Source organism: Actinomadura macrotermitis (genome assembly GCF_009604375.1).
GTDB lineage: Bacteria > Actinomycetota > Actinomycetes > Streptosporangiales > Streptosporangiaceae > Spirillospora > Spirillospora macrotermitis.
In genome coordinates this window covers 1398778-1414171 of record NZ_WEGH01000003.1, presented here as the reverse complement: position 1 = coordinate 1414171, position 15394 = coordinate 1398778, and the positions used below count along the sequence as shown (strand labels likewise).

Below are 15394 nucleotides of genomic sequence, written 5' to 3'. Positions count from 1 at the left end.
GCGGCCCATGTCTTGAAAGGGGGCAACGGCCGCTTCGGGGGGTTCGCCGGGGGAGGGGTGCGGATGGAGGAGGGGCGCGATCTCTTTCTGGTCTGCAACAACATCGAGGTCCTCGGCGGCGTGCAGACGTGGGCGCACTACATGGCGCGGCTCTTCACCCGGCGCGGCCACCGCGTGCACCTCATCGGCATCGTGCGCCCGAAGCGCGTCCACGACCACGGCACGGACTTCCCCTATGCGCGGACCGTCCTGCACGAGCGGCCACCGGGCGGCAGGTGGGAGCTGCGCGGCGTCCGGGCGCGGGCGAGCCGGCGCAAGCGGGCCGCCCACGCCGAGCAGTGGCGCGGCGTCCGGCGGCTCGCCGAGATTCTGAGGGAGGCGCGGCCCGGCGGGGTCGTCGTCTGCGCGGAGGTGTGGGCGATGGAGTGGGTGCAGCGCGCCCTGCCCGAGCACCTGAAGGTCGTCGGGATGGTGCACGAGTCGTACCAGGCGTCCAAGATCGCGGGCCGGCATCCGCGGATCCTGCGGCACTTCGCGGGCGCCGACCGGCTGCTCGCGCTGACCCGCGCCGACGCCGACGACTTCGCCCGCGACGGCATGACCAACGCCGACTTCATCCCCAACCCCCTGCACGTCGTGCCGCGCCGGTACGCCGAACTGGACGCGCCCGTCGTCGTCCGGCTCGGCCGGCTGGACTACGAGAAGGGCCAGGACCTGCTGCTGGAGGCCTGGGCGCGGATCGCCCCGGACCGCCCGGACTGGACGCTGCGCATCCACGGCGCCGACAAGTCGGGCGGCAAGGAGGAGCGGCGCCTGCTCGCGCTGACCGAGGAGCTCGGGCTGGCCGGCCGCGTCGAATGGCCCGGCCCCACCAGCGACATCGAGACGGCCCTGTGCGCCGGGTCGGTCTTCGCGCTGACCTCCCGCGAGGAGGGCTTCCCCATGGCGATCCTGGAGGCGATGGCCTACGGGGTGCCGTGCGTCGCGTTCGACATCGCGCCCGGCGTCGGCGAGCTCATCACCGACGGCGTCGACGGCCTCGTCGTCCCCGCCGGGAACATCACCGCGTTCGCCGCCGCGCTGCACACCCTCATCGAGGACGGCGAGCTGCGCCGCAAGATGGGCCGCGCCGCCCGCGACTCGGTGCAGCGCTTCGCCCCCGACCTCGTCGCGGCCCGCTGGGAAGGGCTCTTCGACCTCCTCTACCGCTAAAGGGGCAAGTGAAATGGCACCCACGCTCAGCGTCGTCGTCCCCTTCCACAACGTGGAGGACTACTTCCTGCAGTGCCTGGAGTCCCTGGCGGCGCAGACCTTCGCCGACTTCGAGGTCGTCATGGTCGACGACGGCTCGCCGGACGGCTCCGCCGTCATCGCCAAGGCGTTCGCGGCCCGCGACCCGCGGTTCCGGCTCGTCCAGCAGGACAACCAGGGCCTCGGCCCGGCCCGCAACACCGGCGTCCGGCACACCGACGGCCGGTACCTGGCGTTCGCCGACAGCGACGACATCGTCCCCCCGCACGCCTACGAGCGGATGATCGCCTCGCTGGAGGAGACCGGATCGGACCTGGTCAGCGGCGCCGTCGACCGGTTCACCGCCGGCCGCCGCACCCGCGCCCGCTTCTACGGCGAGGCGTTCGGCCGCACCCGCCTGCGCACCCACGTCTCACGCGACCTGGAACTGCTGAACGACCGCACCGCCTGGAACAAGGTGTTCCGGCGCTCCTTCTGGGACGCGCACGGCTTCGCGTTCCCGGCGGGCGCCTACGAGGACGCCCCCGTCACCATCCCCGCGCACGTCCGCGCCGCGAGCGTGGACGTGATCAGCGACGTCGTCTACCACTACCGCGTCCGCACCACCGCCGACCGCTCCATCACCCAGCGCCGCACCGAGCTCGGCAACCTGCGCGACCGGCTCGACTCGGTGCACCGGGTGTCGGAGTTCCTGCGCGCCGAGGCGCCCCGGCTGAAGGACGCCTACGACCTGACCGCCCTGGGCAACGACGTGATGCTCTACATCGACGTCGTCGAGGAGGCCGACGACGCCTACCGCGCCGAGCTGTGCCGGCTCGTCCGCGACCACGTCCGCGGCGTGAACCCGCGGCTGATGCGCCGGCTGCCCGCGCTGAAGCGGCTGAAGTACCGGCTGGCCTACCTCGGCCGCCACGCCGACCTGGTGGCCGTCCGCGAGTACGAGCGCACCGGCCTGCCCGCCGGCCGCCCCGAGCGCCGCGGCCTGCTCCGCCGCCGCTGGTACGCGGGCCACCCCTTCCGCGGCGACCCGGCCATCCCCGACTCGATCTACGACATCACCGACGAGCTGCGGCTGGACGCGAAGATCGACACGGTCGCCTGGGCCGGCGACGAACTGGAGCTCACCGGGCACGCCTACGTGCCGGGCCTGCCGATGACGCCCGCCGCCCGCATCGACGTCTGGCTGGAGCACACCCTGTCGGGGCGCCGCGTCAAGCTGCCGGTGCGGCGGGTGCGCGTCCCGCAGGTCACCGCGGCCTCCGGGCAGCCCGCCGTCTCCTACGACCACTCCGGCTTCGCGGTGCGCGTCGACCCGGCCGCGCTGCGCGGCGTGCCGAAGTGGCGCGGCGCCGACTGGAAGGTGTGCGTCGCGGTCCGCGCGGACGGCGTCCGGATGTCGCAGCAGGTGCGCGGCTGCGGCCCGGCGGCGCAGTGGACGCCCTACCGGCACCTGTTCGAGGGCGTGCGGGTGCAGGTCGTCCCGGCGGACGGCGGCGTCGTCGTCCGGTTCCGCCACCCGCGCGCCGTCGCCACCGACGTGGCCGACGGGTGCGTCCGCGGCACGGTGCGCGGTGCGACCGGGCCGGACGACGCCGCGCTGCTGACCTGCCGCGAGCGGGGCACCGAAGCACGCGTTCCGCTCGAATACGACGACGACGGGACCTTCCGCTTCCGGCCGCCGCTCAGCGACCCGGCCGGGCAGGTCCACCACGACGTGTGGATCGTGGCGGGCGGCCGGAAGATCCGCCTGGCCGCCGGGGACGCCTTCCGCGAGCAGGCCCTCGGCCCGCTCGCGCTCACCGCCACCCGCTACGGCAACCTCACACTGGTGGAGGGCCCGTCCCAGCTCCTGATCACCCACGTCGAGTGGGACGGCGACGAACTGGTGGTCTCAGGCGACACGGGCGCCCGTCCCGCACGGGCGACCCTGCAGCGGCGCCGCGCGGGCGACCGGTACACCTTCCCGATGACCTGCGACGGGACCCGCTTCACCCTGCGCCTCCCGCTCGGCGCGATCCCCTCGCAGGCGGGCGTCCTGCCGCTCTTCACCGGCAAATGGGAGATCCACGCCGAGGACGCCGACGGCGCCCCGCTCGACATGCTCGCCGCCCGCTCCTGCCTGGCCGCGCTCCCGCCGGACCACGACGTCGCGGGGTTCCGCTACCGGGTGTGGCCGACGCGCGGCGGCGGCGACGGCCTGCACATCCACGCCCAGGTCGCACGCGCCGCCGACGAGCAGGGCCGCTACGCCCGCCGGATGCTCGAAGAGCACCACTACCCGGCGCACCGCCGCCGCCCCGTCCGCGACCTGGTGCTGTTCGAGAGCTACTTCGGCTGGCAGGGGTCATGCAATCCCCGGGAGATCTGGGAGGAGTTCCGGCGGCGCGGCACCGGCCACGAGCTCGTCTGGGTGCGCGGCGACCGGCACTTCGCGCTGCCGGAGGGGACGCGCACCGTCCAGCGCTTCTCCCGCGAGTACTACGAGCTGACCGCGACGGCCTCCATCATCGTCAACAACGTGGCGCAGCCGCCCTGCTACCGGCCCCGGCCCGGCCAGCTCTACGTGCAGACCTGGCACGGCACGCCGATCAAGAAGGTCGGCTTCGAGACGGACTGGTCCCGCGTCGAGTGCCGCGACCAGCGCCACCGCGAGCTGGCCGAGGACGTGTCCCGCTGGGACCTGCTGATCTCCCAGAACCCGTTCAGCACCGAGGTGCTGCGCCGGGCGTTCCGCTACGACGGCGAGGTCCTGGAGAGCGGCTACCCGCGCACCGACCCGGCGCACCGCCCCGGCCACGAGGAGCTCCGCGCCGCCGTCCGCGACCGCCTGGGCATCCCGGACGGCAAGCGCGCGATCCTCTACGCGCCCACCTGGCGCGACCACCTGCAGACCGACCGGTACGGCATCGCCGAGCACGACCTGTCCTTCGACCTGCACACCGCCGCCGAGGCCCTCGGCCCCGACACCGTGATCCTGCTGCGCCTGCACCACCTGCTGAACGCCGAGATCCCCTCGGACCTTCAGGACTTCCTCATCGACGTCACCGCCTATCCCGACGTCACCGGCCTCTACCTGGCGGCCGACGCCCTGGTCACCGACTACTCCTCGGCCATGTGCGACTTCGCGGGCCTCGGCAAGCCGATCCTGCTGTTCGCCCCGGACCTGGAGGAGTACCGCACCGGCATCCGGGGCCTCACCTTCGACCTCACCGAGAAGCGCCCGGGCCCGCTGCTGAGCACCTCGGCCGAGCTGATCGCCGCCCTGTCCGGACCGTTCACCGACCACGGCCGCCTGGCGGCCTTCGCCGCCGAGTTCGCCCCCCACGACGACGGCCGGGCCGCCGCCCGCGTCGTCGACCGCCTCCTGCGCTGAATCACCGCAGCGCGGCGACGATACGGGACAGTTTCGCGGGGTTGCGGACGTAGTAGAGGCCCGCGACGCGGTCGCCCTCGACGCGGACCGCCATGACGCCGTCGACCTCGCCGTCGACGCGGACGACGAGCGCCGGCCCGCCGTTGACCTCGGCGGGCTCGGCGGTGAACTCCAGGCCGTGCTTGGCGATGCCGCCGACGATGAAACGGGCGATCTTCTCGGCGCCGACGACCGGCCGCGGCGCGGCCTGCTTGATCCCGCCGCCGTCGCTCACCAGCACGACATCGGGCGCGAGCACGTCGAGCAGCCCCTGCGGGTCCCCGGTCTCCAGGGCGCGCCGGAACGACTCCAGCGCCGCCCGCGCCTGCCCCGGCGCGACCGCCGCGCGCGGCCGGCGGGCATCGACGTGCTTGCGGGCCCGGTGCGCGATCTGCCGCACGGCGGCGGGCGACTTCCCAACGGCCTCGGCGATCTCGTCGTAGCCCACGTCGAAGACCTCGCGCAGCACGAACACGGCCCGCTCGGTCGGCGCGAGCGTCTCCAGCACGAGCAACAGCGCCATCGACATGCTCTCGGCCAGCTCGGCGTCCTCGGCCACGTCCGGCGAGGTCAGCAGCGGCTCGGGCAGCCACGGGCCGACATACGACTCCCTGCGCCGCTTCATCGTGCGCAGCCGGTTGAGCGCCTGCCGGGTCGTGATCCGCACCAGGTAGGCGCGCTCGTCCCGCACCTGCGCCGCGTCGACCCCGGCCCACCGCAGCCAGGTCTCCTGCAGCACGTCCTCGGCGTCGGCCGCCGACCCGAGCATCTCGTAGGCGACGGTGAACAGCAGATTGCGGTGGGCGACGAAGACCTCGGTCGCGTGATCGCTCATGTCCGGCCCGGCTCCGGTGTTCTCAGCCATGGTCTCTCCTCCGCTTCGACCACAGGACACCGCGTATCCGCCCGCTGTGACACATGTGTCCCGGATCACCGCCCGAGCGTCCGGGCCAACACCTCCGTCCACCAGGCCAAGGTGTCGGCCGAGGTGGCGTCCTCCAAGCCCGCACTACGCCGGAACTCGGCGCCCACCACGGGATCCAGCGCGACGCCCTGGTGCAGCGCGGCCACCGCGAGCTGGACCTGCCGCCGGTCGACCTGCCCCCGTGCGCAGAGCGCGTCGACGACGGGCGACAGCATCCCGCTGCCGGGGTCGCGCCACCCCGACTGGTGCAGCGCGAGGGCCAGTTCGGCGTACCCGTCGGCGTACACCGCGGCGAGCGACCCCACGATCTGCCCGATGTCGTCGCCGCCGACCTTCTCCAGCCGCTCCTTGAGTCGGACGCCGCCATGCTTGAGCAGCGCCTCAAGGAGCCGGTCGCGGTTGCCGAAGTGGTGGTTGACCGCGGCGTCGGTGATGCCGACCCGCGCGGCGACGGCACGGACCTGGACCGCGGCCACCCCGCCGGTGGCCAGCAGCCGCTCGGCCGCCTCCAGGATGAGCCGCCTGGCCTCCGCCGGGTCCCGCCGCACGCGTGGTGTCATGGCGCCCACCATACCTTGACATCTCAAAGTAGCGCGCTACATTGAGGCTCCAAGGTAACTGCGAAGGGACGCGAGATGCCGACCACCGAAGAGATCCTCGCCGAGCTGCCCGCCACGCCCGAGCCGGCGGGACTGAAGCCCCTGTTCCGCGGCGTCTGGCGGCTGGCGCCGCCCCTCCCGGCCGGCCCCCGGGTGATCATCGGCATCACCGAGGGCGTCATCCAGGGCCGCGGCCTCACCGCCCGCCTCACCGGCCCCGCGGCGGACTGGCTCACCGTCGCCCCCGACGGCATCGGCACCCTGGACTGGCGCGGCCAGCTCGTCACCGACGAGGGGGCGGTCATCTACCTCCACGGAACCGGCCGCATGGACACCACCCAGGGCACCGGCGCCCTGGCCGTCGGCTCCTGCCTGTTCGAGACCGGCGCCAAGGAACTCCGCTGGCTCAACACCGTGCAGGCGGTCTACCGCTCCAGGACCGTCGCCTTCGGCACCCCCGAGGCCGCCTACCACGACGAGTACTTCGAACTGGTCTGACCCCGAGCCAGGACGCGGTGGCCGAACCGAGAGAGCCCTGGTCCTTGACCCGCCCGGCAGAGCGTCCGACGCTGTTCGCCGGAGGACCATGGTGAAACTGCTCGCCCCCGAAGACTGGATGCGTCTGCTGACCGGCTGCCGGCGGGAGGCGGTCCATCTCGAGATGCGCGACGTCTACGCCGTCGCCGACGAGAAGGACCGCTTCGCCCGCTGGCAGGCCGGACGTCCGCCCACTCCCGCCGAGGACGAGGAGTACTGGGCGGACTGGACGGACATGATCGGGCAGATCACCGGCTCGGGCCGCATGGTGCGACGGGCCCGGATCGTGTCCGAGCCGGTCACCGACTACATCCGTTACGAGCACGAAGGCACCGCCTTCAACATCGCCGCCGGCGAGCAGGTGCGCTGGCTTCCCCGAAGACACGCCTCGGACCTGGCCCTGCCCGGCAACGACTTCTGGCTGATCGACTCGGCGACCGTGGTGTTCAACCACTTCACCGGCGACGGCGAATGGGCCGCCAACGAGATCACCGCAGACCCCCGCGCCGCAGCGTTGTGCGGGACGGCATTCGAAGCCGTATGGCAGCGAGCGATCCCGCACCAGGACTACCTTCTGGCATGACGGCCCAGAACCATCACGCGAAGGGCCGACCATGCCCGACCTGCTGACCGGTGACCAGTTCGGCGAGCTGTTCCGCACCGTCCGGCATTCGGCGTTCCGGCTGGAGACACGTGATCGCTACAACGTTCCCGGTGAACGCGACTCGTTCGAGCGGTTCATGGCAGGAAGCCCTGATCTGCGTTCGGTCAGCGGCCGGCCTTGGCATGACATGACGCGCCGGGCCGCCGCAGAAGGGCGGCCCTTCTCCCGCGTGCGGGTGGTGTCGGTGCCGCTCGGGGATTACTCCCGCTACGCCCTGTGGGCCGCCCAGGGAAATCTGGAGGCCGGCGAAGAGATCCGCTACCTGGACCGCGAACATGCCGCCGAGCTCGGACTTCCCGCCCGGCCGCCGCTGGACGTCTGGCTGTTCGACGACGAACGCGCCGCGGTGCTCCACTTCGACGGTGACGACGCGTTCGTCGGCGCGGAGCTCATCGATGACGCGGCCACGATCGAGCAGTGCCGGCAGTGGCGCGAGACCGCGTGGAAGGCCTCGGTCAGCCGGGAAGAGTTCATGCGGAGCCTGTGACCCGCGTCCACGGCCACCCCTCATCAGCAGCTCGCAAGACGCTCGATGCGCGACTGCGTGAGCCACTCAAGATCGAGCCCGGACGGCGGATGAGGACAGAGGTACCGTCTGTCGGGTGACGCGCCCTCCCTCCGAACGGACCAAGTGGACGATCCATGGTGAGCGCGTGGTGGACGAGAACCGACACATCCGCCTCTCGGTCGCCAGCGTCGAACTGCCCAACGGAGTCGAGTTCGAGCAGTACGTCTTCCGGATCCCGCGATGCGTCATGACGCTTGTGCTGGACGACTCTGGCGAGAACGTGTTGCTCATCTGGCGGCACCGGTTCGTCATCGACCAATGGGAGTGGGAAGTACCGGGCGGATACGTCGACCCGGACGAGGATCCCGCCGCGGCCGCCGCGCGGGAGGCCGAAGAGGAAACGGGCTGGCGTCCCCGGAACCTGGAGTTCCTGTTCTCGTTCCAGCCGATGATCGGGTCGGCCGACGCGCCTCAGGATCTCTATCTCGCACGCGGTGCCGACCTGGTCGGCGAACCCCATGTCGACGAGGCCGAGGCCGTCCGCTGGGTTCCGCTGGGCGAAGCACAGCGGCTCATCCAACAGGGCGAGATCGTCGGCGCTGCCACGATCATGGGCATTCTCCACGCACTTGCAGCGCGGGCGCCCGCTGCTCGACCCGCGCGGAGATGAGCCCGGTGAACCTCAAGGTCGCGCCCTCTGACAGGGCGCCGGTGACCATTACGGCCGGTGGCTGCTGCCTGCGCCAAGCGGCCAGGACGGGCTCGGCAGGATGAAGCTGCGTTTCTCAGGGCGTAGGTAGGGTCGCCGGCATGACGGACTACCTCCAGGTATCCACCACCGTCGACAGCCGTGACGCGGGCATGGCGCTGATCCGGTCCGCGGTCGAGGCCAGGCTCGCCGCGTCCGGGCAGGTGTTCGGCCCGGCTGGGTCGGTGTTCCGGCACCTTGACGAGCTGGGGACGGGCGAGGAGTGGCAGGTGTTCCTGCGCACCACTTCGGACCGTTATTCCGAGCTGGAGAAGCATCTCGTCGACGAGCATCCGTGGGACAACCCCGAGGTGACGTACACCGTCATCGACGGCGGGTCGGCGCGGTACCTGGAGTGGCTCAGGCGGGAGACGACGTCGTAGCCCGCTCGATGACGGCGGCCACACGTCGACGGGGCCGCGCGGAGGTGGCTTCGGCGCCGATGGGAATCGAGGTCAGTACGACTGTCCTCACCGCGCGGTTGTACTGACCAGCCTTGACGAAGCGCTCGGGTCGGCCGAAGCTCCCGTTAGAGCAAGTCCGGGCAAGGGCCTGCGGGAGGACGGGATCATGCGGCTACGGTTTCTCGGAACGGATTCCGATCAGGGCGGTTGCCCAGCGATGTACGCCACTGACCGCGGCACCTACGTCGTGCAGGGCAAGCGTGTCATCGACGACACGGCCCTTGCAGACGTGCGCGACCTTGCCGACGATGAGACGGTCGTTGAGATCGAGCCTTCACTGGTCCGGCATCTGATCGAGCACTACAGCGACCACCACGCGAAGGGCTGACCGTGGCCGACCTGCTGACCGGAGAGCAGTTCAACGAACTGTTCCGCGCCGTCCGGCACTCAGCGTTCCGGCTGGAGACCCGCGACCGGTACAACTCACCCACCGAGCAGGAGCCCATCCGCCGGTTTCTGGCCGGCGATCCCGATGAGGACTACCTCGGCTCGCACGCCTGGAACGACATGACCCGGTCCGCGGCGGCAGAAGGACGCCCGTTCACGCGCGTTCGCATCGTCACGGTCCCGCTCGGGGACTACTCGCGGTACGCGCTGTGGTCCGCGCAGGGCAACATCGCTTCGGGCGAGGAGATCCGCTACCTGGACCGGGGCCGCGCCGCCGCGCTCGGCCTGCCCGTTCACCCGCCGCATGACGCATGGTTGCTGGACGAACAGCGGGTCGCGATCCTGCGGTTCGACGAGAATGACCGGCTGCTCGGCGCCGAGCTGCATGACGACTCGGCGACGGCCGAGCAGCACTGTCATTGGCGCGACACGGCTTGGAAGGCCTCCCTCAGCCGAGACGAATTCCTGCGGAGCCTGTAAGCCTGCATCCAATGCCCACCTCTCACCAACAGGCACGCAAGGACTTCGGGCAGCGGTTGCGCGAACTGCGCAAGGACGCACAGCCACGCCTGACACAGCGGCGGCTCGCCGAGCTGGCCGGCTGGCACGAGTCCAAGGTCTCCAAGATCGAGCACGGCACACAAACGCCATCAGAGGATGACGTCCATGTCTGGTGCCGCCTGGTCGGTGCTGATGAACACCTGCCGGATTTGATCGCCACCATCCGCAACATCGACTCGCAGTACCGGGAATGGCGACGTGAGTGGCGCGCGGGTGCCCGCCGCGGACAACAGGCATTCGGTGCCTATGAGGCCGATACCACGCTGTTCCGCGTCTTCGAGCCGTTCGTCATCCCTGGTCTTCTCCAGACCCGTGCGTACGCCTCCGCGCGGTTCCGCGACAACATCGCTTTCCACGGCATCGGCGGCGATGTCGAGGAGGCCGTACAGGCGCGCATGGACCGCCAGGATGTGCTGCGCAGAGGCGACCGCGACCGCCGCTTCCACATGCTGGTGTGCGAGGTCGCCCTGACGATCGGACTCGCCGACGATGAGGTGATGGCCGAACAACTGGATCGGCTTCTCACTCTGTCGATCATGCCGAGGCTAAGTTTGGGAATCATCCCGACCCGTGCTCGGCACCGCAGGGCGCCGCACTCGGGATTCTGGATCTTTGACGACCGCCTGGTGCTCGTCGACACTGCCGCCGCCGAACTGGCCATCACGCAACCACGCGAGGTCGCGGTATATGTCCAGGAATTCACAGTGTTGGCTGAATCTGCGGTCTATGGCAAGGCGGCTCGCGAGCTGATGACCGCCGCAATCCGGGCACTTCGAGGAAGCTGAAGCAAGTCCCTGGAGCCTGGCGCGCCCATGCTCTTAGCGTCGCTGATGTAGGCATCCGCCCACTCAGATGATGCGGTCCGGCCTGATGAGCCGGGACCCTGCCAGGAAGGGAGCCCCGGCTGTGGATCACCGTTTCGACCCGTACAGCACAGCAACCAACGCGCGGTCTCCGCTCTCGATCCCTGGGTTCGACGTTGAGGAACTCGGTGAAGACTGCTGGCGGGCGACCACCCGCTACGAGCTCACCGACTTCATGGCCAGCGTGGGCTGCCAGGGGACCGTCCACGGGGGAAGCCCCGAGGATCTGGCTCTGAACTGTGCGGCCGAGCGGATCAAAGCCGGCTGGGTTCGAGCGGCTGAGGCGCGGACGGACGAGGCGCCGTGAGCGGCCAGCCGCGTGGTGACGCGGGTGTCCTGGGCTACCTGCTGGGGAACGCGGGCTGGGAGGCCAGGCAGGTCGGGCATGAGCTCGTCCTGCAGGTTCCCGGCGGGCAGTTGCGGATCACTATGGTCACGCCGCACGGGAATCTGTCCTGGTGGAGCTGGCTTTTGCCCGACGGGTCCGTGATCCCGATCTGTCCGACGAACTTCTATGACCACGCGACCACGTTGATCGTCCGAACCCTCCGCAAGCACGTGGCTGCTGCTTATGGAGCGACACCGCCCGCTCATGAGTTGAGCGGGCGCGCATGAACGCCGTGCAGCCGCCCATCCACTGGCCGGCCAGGACGCAACGGCGCGGGCCGTTCGCACCGGACCTCGTGCTGCGGGGCTGGGAGGCCGCGCGTCCTCTGGACCTGGCGCGGGCGCATGGCGGGGGCTGCACGGCTCGGCACAACTCTCTTCGTGAAAGGAAACCCGACATGGCCAGGCACGGTGGCAAGGACGGCGACGGCAAGACCCCGGTCGACGGCGACTCGCCGCAGGGCGGCAAGCGTGGTTCGGGCGAGTCCACCAAGGACAACAAGGACGACGGGAAGCCGAGCAAGTGAGCGTCCCCACCCCAGGCGAGTATGTCAACGGCCTGGCCAGACACTTGTCCGCGATCGGCGCACTCACCCAGGACGAGTGGCGGGACGCCTTCGCCGCCGTCCCCCGGCACCTTTTCGTGCCGGACGTCGCCTGGGCGTCCCCCAACGGCCCCGGCAGCCCGTACCTGGTAGACCGGGCGGCCGACCCCGTGGCCTGGTGGGAGGCGGTCTACAGCGACACCGTCCTGATCACCCAGTACGACGACGGCGCGAGGGGCCTGGCCGCTGGCGGGACGATGCCCACCTCGTCCAACTCGGCCCCGAGCCTGGTGGCCAAGTTCCTGGAATGCCTCTCCGTGGCGGACGGCGACCGGATTCTAGAGATCGGCACCGGAACCGGCTGGACCGCCGGGCTCATGGCATCCTGCGTCGGTGCGGAGAACGTCACCTCGATCGAGGTCGACGAATCGCTCGCGAAGCAAGCGGCAGACAACCTCGAATCAGCCGGTCATACGCCCCACCTCATCGTCGGAGACGGCGAACACGGCCTGCCGGCCATGGCCCCCTTCGACCGGATTCACGCCACGTGCTCGGTGGCCCGCATCCCCTACGCATGGGTGCAGCAGACCCGCCCCGGCGGAGTGATCGTCGTCCCCTGCGTCAACGAGTTCAGCGACGGCGACGGCCATCTCGCCTGCCTGGAGGTCGGCGACGACGGGACCGCCACCGGGCGGTTCCCGCACGTCGCGAGCTTCATGATGCTCCGCGGCCAGCGCTACGACCCCCGCCCCCTGGCGTCCTACCTCCACCACGAGGACGACGCCGACAAAACCCGCACCACCCTCGATCCCCGGACCATCGGCCAGGCCGGTTATGCCGCAGAAATCGCCATCGGCGCCCGCGTCCCCGGCTGCCAGGCCCGGCTCTGCGAAGCAGACAACGGCTCGGGCGAGATGACGTACTGGCTCGTCACCCACAACTCCTGGGCCGTGGTCGAATACGTCCCCGGCCAAGCCACCTACGAAGTCGAGCAGTACGGCTCCCGTCGCCTCTGGGACGAAGTCGCCGCTGCCCACCAATGGTGGATCGACGCCGGAACCCCCGGACTCGACCGCTACGGCCTCACCGTCACCCCGGAAGAGCAGTACGTCTGGCTCGATTCGCCCCGCAATCTGATCCGGGCCGGAAGCTAGTACCGCATCAGAGAACCTTTGCCCGTAGTGACGTGGCGCGCCGCTCGGATGCTGGTCCGTGCGGCGCGAGATCAAGAAGATCGCCAAGTCCAAGCCGGCCGAGCACGGCCTGCCGTACTCGACCTGGAGCCTGGCCAAGCTGCCGGCTTCCTGGCCGCCGAGAGGGTGGTCGACGAGATCGGCCACGAGGGCCGGCGGGGCTTGCTCCGGGAGGAGGGCGTGTCGTTTCAACGCATAAAAGAGCAGGGCGGCATGATCCGCCGTTACGTCATCCGGCGGAAGCGGCACGCCGCTCGTCAGGGCAGGCGGGCGTGTTCGGCTCGGGTGGCGGCGATCCGCTCACGCGCGAGCGCACGGGCCCGCTCGGTGTCGTCGCCGGTGAGCCGGGCGAGGATCGTTGCGAGCGGCCTGCTCTGGCCCCCGCCGCCCCAGTGGCCCTCGGGGATCTCGGTGGGGAACACCCAGATCCGGCCGGCGTCACGCGGCCAGGCGCCGTTCTCCGCGTCGAGGATCGCCTCGGTGACCTCGGCGATGACGCTCGCGCGCTTCCGTTCGTCGAGCTGGCCCTCGGGGACGGACGGGACGACCTTGTAGCGAGGCGCGTCCGCGGGTTCTCCGCCGACATAGACGGCGGCGGGCCGGTGCAGCCAGAGCCAGGAGACGGAACGGGTCACCGGGTCGGCGGGGTCGAACCCCTCGTTGCGGATCAGGATCTCGGTGATGCGGTCCAGCAGGGCCGCCTCGGCGTCCGGCTGGAGCGCGCCGTCGGGAATGTACACGTCGAGCATGGGCATGGGGCGATCTCCTTTTGAGTTTAGTTTTTCAACTCAGGCCGGAGCCTACGCAGGCTGAGTACATCTTGTAAACCCAGATGGGTACACTCGCCCCATGGAGACGCGGCGGATCGACCCGGTGAACTGCTCGGTGGCGCGCGCCCTCTCGGTGGTGGGGGAGCGCTGGTCGCTGCTGATCGTTCGTGAAGCGCTGGACGGCGCGCGCCGGTTCGGCGAGTTCCACTCCCGCCTCGGGATCGCCAGAAACCTCCTGGCGACCCGGCTCGAGACCTTGGTGACCGCGGGAGTGATGCGCCGCGTGCCCTATCAGGAGCCCGGGGACCGGCAGCGCTTCGCCTACGAGCTCACCGAGCAGGGCCGGGCGTTGCGGCCCACACTCGTGGCGCTTCTGGAATGGGGCGACACCTACCTCGCCGACCCGCAGGGCCCGTCGGTCATCGTCCGGCACCGGCCCGCCGACGATGCGGGCTCCTGCGACGAGCCGGTCAAGGTCGTCCTCGAGTGCGCTGCGGGGCACGGCCATCTCGCCCCGGAAGACGTGTGCCGCACGCCCGGACCGGGGGCGCGCTTTGTGGAAAGCTCCTGAGATCCGGGCTCGTACTGAGCGGCTCATGATGCCGCGGCACTGGAAAGGGTTTGAAGAGGAGACGATCAGCCTGCTAGCTTCCAGTTGCTCGTGACACCGCCTGAGGAGGTGAGACCCCCATGAACGCTGTATCTCTGTGGGTGCTCCCCCTTCCGTCACGGCCGGGCGATTGATGTAGGTGTCGCCGGGAGCGCCTCGACAACAAGGCTCTCCCGAAAGGCAACACCGATGCATTCTCTTCAGTTCACTTCAGTGTCGTCGTCGAACGGCATGGTCGAGCGCGATTTCATCCTGGGCGACGTTCCCGGGGTTCTCTGGTCGCCGGTTTCCGGAGCCGAGCGCGCGCCTTTGGTCCTGATGGGCCACGGCGGCGGCACCCACAAGAAGCACCCGGCGATGTCCGGCCGCGCTCGTCTTCTCGTGGACGGCTGCGGCTTTCACGTCGCCGTCCTCGACGCGCCCGGTCACGGCGACCGCCCGCGCACGGCGCACGACGAGGCGGAAATCGCCGAGCTGTTCCGGGCGCGCGCCGCCGGCGAGCCGGAAGGCCCGATCGTCGTCCGCTACAACGACCATTTGGCGCGGCTCGCCGTCCCCGAGTACCGGACGCTTCTGGACGCCCTTCAGGAACTGCCGGAGATCGAGGGGCCGGCCGGCTACTGGGGCATCAACATGGGCACCGCGATCGGCATCCCGTTCGTGGCGGCCGAGCCCAGGATCACGGCCGCGGTCTTCGGCCAGCACTGGCCCGATGCGCTGGCCGAGAAGGCGAAGCAGATCACCGTCCCGATCGAGTTCGACCTGCAGTGGGACGACGAGCACATCTCGCGCGAGGAAGGTCTCGCGCTCTTCGACGCCTTCGCCTCGAAGGAGAAGTCCCTGCACGTGAATTCGGGCGGGCACAAGGAGCTGCCCCGGTTCGAGGCCGACAGCGCGGTCCGCTTCTTCGCCCGCCACCTCGGCGAAGCGGCCTGACGGAACGCCGCAGCCCCCGGTCCGGGCCGGGGGC

At 70.4% G+C, this 15394-nt stretch carries 19 protein-coding genes; 16 read left to right on the top strand and 3 right to left on the bottom strand.

Annotated features, from left to right (window positions below; all coding sequences use genetic code 11):
* The first annotated feature begins 63 nt into the window (after positions 1 to 63).
* Together ACRB68_RS27980 and ACRB68_RS27975 are read left to right on the top strand one after the other, a co-directional pair.
* Positions 64 to 1212, top strand: a complete 1149-nt coding sequence (locus ACRB68_RS27980; RefSeq protein ID WP_153537330.1) for a glycosyltransferase — start codon at positions 64 to 66, stop codon at positions 1210 to 1212.
* A gap of 13 nt (positions 1213 to 1225) precedes the next feature.
* On the top strand, positions 1226 to 4624 hold the full coding sequence (locus tag ACRB68_RS27975) for a bifunctional glycosyltransferase/CDP-glycerol:glycerophosphate glycerophosphotransferase (RefSeq protein ID WP_153537328.1): 3399 nt from the start codon (positions 1226 to 1228) through the stop codon (positions 4622 to 4624).
* Between the two features lies 1 nt (position 4625).
* On the opposite strand, the gene ACRB68_RS27970 is transcribed toward ACRB68_RS27975, so the two are convergent.
* Both ACRB68_RS27970 and ACRB68_RS27965 read right to left on the bottom strand, forming a co-directional pair.
* Positions 4626 to 5528: an RNA polymerase sigma-70 factor gene (locus tag ACRB68_RS27970; RefSeq protein ID WP_235959910.1), complete on the bottom strand. Its 903-nt coding sequence runs from the start codon at positions 5526 to 5528 to the stop codon at positions 4626 to 4628.
* A 65-nt stretch (positions 5529 to 5593) separates the two neighbouring features.
* The gene (locus ACRB68_RS27965) at positions 5594 to 6148 is read right to left on the bottom strand and encodes a TetR/AcrR family transcriptional regulator (RefSeq protein WP_153537326.1); all 555 of its coding nucleotides are present in this window, start codon (positions 6146 to 6148) and stop codon (positions 5594 to 5596) included.
* Between the two features lie 75 nt (positions 6149 to 6223).
* On the opposite strand from ACRB68_RS27965, the gene ACRB68_RS27960 reads away from it, so the two are divergent.
* The 12 genes from ACRB68_RS27960 (at position 6224) to ACRB68_RS42175 (ending at position 13005) form a co-directional block, all read left to right on the top strand.
* Entirely contained in the window at positions 6224 to 6685 is a 462-nt protein-coding gene (locus tag ACRB68_RS27960; RefSeq protein ID WP_153537324.1) for a DUF3237 family protein, read from the top strand.
* Between the two features lie 91 nt (positions 6686 to 6776).
* Positions 6777 to 7307 (top strand): DUF6879 family protein, encoded by a 531-nt coding sequence (locus tag ACRB68_RS27955; RefSeq protein WP_328594871.1) that lies wholly within the window; start codon positions 6777 to 6779, stop codon positions 7305 to 7307.
* Between the two features lie 31 nt (positions 7308 to 7338).
* Positions 7339 to 7875 (top strand): DUF6879 family protein, encoded by a 537-nt coding sequence (locus ACRB68_RS27950; protein WP_153537322.1) that lies wholly within the window; start codon positions 7339 to 7341, stop codon positions 7873 to 7875.
* Positions 7876 to 8041: 166 nt separating this feature from the next.
* Positions 8042 to 8566, top strand: a complete 525-nt coding sequence (locus ACRB68_RS27945) for an NUDIX domain-containing protein (protein WP_328594870.1) — start codon at positions 8042 to 8044, stop codon at positions 8564 to 8566.
* 140 nt (positions 8567 to 8706) lie between these two features.
* The gene (cutA, locus tag ACRB68_RS27940) at positions 8707 to 9027 is read left to right on the top strand and encodes a divalent-cation tolerance protein CutA (protein WP_153537320.1); all 321 of its coding nucleotides are present in this window, start codon (positions 8707 to 8709) and stop codon (positions 9025 to 9027) included.
* A 238-nt stretch (positions 9028 to 9265) separates the two neighbouring features.
* On the top strand, positions 9266 to 9436 hold the full coding sequence (locus ACRB68_RS27935; RefSeq protein WP_328594869.1) for a hypothetical protein: 171 nt from the start codon (positions 9266 to 9268) through the stop codon (positions 9434 to 9436).
* 2 nt (positions 9437 to 9438) lie between these two features.
* Positions 9439 to 9975, top strand: coding sequence for a DUF6879 family protein (locus ACRB68_RS27930; protein ID WP_153537316.1), 537 nt, complete (start codon positions 9439 to 9441; stop codon positions 9973 to 9975).
* Positions 9976 to 9986: 11 nt separating this feature from the next.
* Entirely contained in the window at positions 9987 to 10841 is an 855-nt protein-coding gene (locus tag ACRB68_RS27925) for a helix-turn-helix domain-containing protein (protein WP_153537314.1), read from the top strand.
* A gap of 121 nt (positions 10842 to 10962) precedes the next feature.
* Positions 10963 to 11226, top strand: coding sequence for a hypothetical protein (locus tag ACRB68_RS27920; protein WP_153537312.1), 264 nt, complete (start codon positions 10963 to 10965; stop codon positions 11224 to 11226).
* The gene (locus tag ACRB68_RS27915; RefSeq protein ID WP_153537310.1) at positions 11223 to 11534 is read left to right on the top strand and encodes a hypothetical protein; all 312 of its coding nucleotides are present in this window, start codon (positions 11223 to 11225) and stop codon (positions 11532 to 11534) included. The genes ACRB68_RS27920 and ACRB68_RS27915 overlap by 4 nt, the downstream gene beginning before the upstream one ends.
* Positions 11535 to 11704: 170 nt before the next feature.
* On the top strand, positions 11705 to 11833 hold the full coding sequence (locus ACRB68_RS42180; protein WP_268890452.1) for a hypothetical protein: 129 nt from the start codon (positions 11705 to 11707) through the stop codon (positions 11831 to 11833).
* Positions 11830 to 13005, top strand: a complete 1176-nt coding sequence (locus ACRB68_RS42175; RefSeq protein WP_153537308.1) for a methyltransferase domain-containing protein — start codon at positions 11830 to 11832, stop codon at positions 13003 to 13005. The genes ACRB68_RS42180 and ACRB68_RS42175 overlap by 4 nt, the downstream gene beginning before the upstream one ends.
* 296 nt (positions 13006 to 13301) lie before the next feature.
* On the opposite strand, the gene ACRB68_RS27900 is transcribed toward ACRB68_RS42175, so the two are convergent.
* Positions 13302 to 13799, bottom strand: a complete 498-nt coding sequence (locus ACRB68_RS27900) for a tautomerase family protein (RefSeq protein ID WP_153537306.1) — start codon at positions 13797 to 13799, stop codon at positions 13302 to 13304.
* A gap of 94 nt (positions 13800 to 13893) precedes the next feature.
* Between ACRB68_RS27900 and ACRB68_RS27895 the strand changes: the two genes are divergently transcribed.
* Both ACRB68_RS27895 and ACRB68_RS27890 read left to right on the top strand, forming a co-directional pair.
* Complete coding sequence (locus tag ACRB68_RS27895; protein WP_153537304.1) at positions 13894 to 14385, top strand: winged helix-turn-helix transcriptional regulator; 492 nt, start codon at positions 13894 to 13896, stop codon at positions 14383 to 14385.
* 228 nt (positions 14386 to 14613) lie between these two features.
* Positions 14614 to 15360, top strand: coding sequence for an alpha/beta hydrolase family protein (locus tag ACRB68_RS27890; protein ID WP_153537302.1), 747 nt, complete (start codon positions 14614 to 14616; stop codon positions 15358 to 15360).
* Positions 15361 to 15394: the final 34 nt, after the last annotated feature.